This window comes from Enterobacter cloacae complex sp. P13B, from assembly GCF_014895915.1.
Lineage (GTDB): Bacteria > Pseudomonadota > Gammaproteobacteria > Enterobacterales > Enterobacteriaceae > Enterobacter > Enterobacter bugandensis.
Genome location: NZ_JADBQN010000110.1, coordinates 1 through 826, shown reverse-complemented (window position 1 = coordinate 826; position 826 = coordinate 1). Strand labels below are relative to the sequence as shown.

Below are 826 nucleotides of genomic sequence, written 5' to 3'. Positions count from 1 at the left end.
TTCTTCTTTGTCGTGGACAGAAAAGACCTCGATTACCAGACAATGAAAGAGTATCAACGCTTCTCGCCGGACAGCGTTAATGGTTCTGACAATACTGCAGGCCTTAAACGAAATCTGGATAAAAATGATAATAAAATTATCGTCACAACGATACAGAAACTGAATAACCTGATGAAAGCGGAAGCCGACTTGCCGGTCTATCAACAACAGGTCGTCTTCATCTTCGATGAGTGCCACCGCAGCCAGTTCGGTGAAGCACAGAAGAACCTAAAAAAGAAATTCAAACGTTTTTACCAGTTCGGTTTTACCGGCACGCCAATTTTCCCGCAAAATGCATTAGGGTCGGAAACGACCGCCAGCGTGTTTGGCCGTGAGTTACATTCTTACGTGATTACCGATGCCATTCGTGATGAAAAGGTGCTGAAGTTTAAGGTGGACTATAATGATGTCCGCCCACAGTTTAAGGCGCTGGAGACCGAAACCGACGAGAAAAAACTCAGCGCTGCGGAAAATCAGCAGGCTTTTCTTCACCCACTGCGCATCCAGGAAATTACACAGTACATCCTGAATAACTTCCGCCAGAAAACGCATCGCACTTTTCCTGGAGCCAGAGGTTTTAATGCGATGCTGGCAGTAAGTAGCGTGGATGCGGCAAAAGCGTATTACGCGACGTTTAAAGAGCTACAGGAAGAGGCTGCTAATAAATCAGCCAGCTATAAGCCGTTGCGGGTGGCAACCATCTTCTCTTTTGCGGCCAATGAAGAACAAAGCGCTATCGGTGACATTACTGACGAAAGCTTTGATACTAGTACCATGAACAGCAGCG

1 protein-coding gene is annotated in these 826 nt (G+C 46.4%); it reads left to right on the top strand.

The window, feature by feature from the left end; translation table 11 throughout:
* The coding region (locus tag IM273_RS22090) for a DEAD/DEAH box helicase family protein (RefSeq protein WP_193055647.1) at positions 1-826 on the top strand (826 nt) is incomplete at both ends.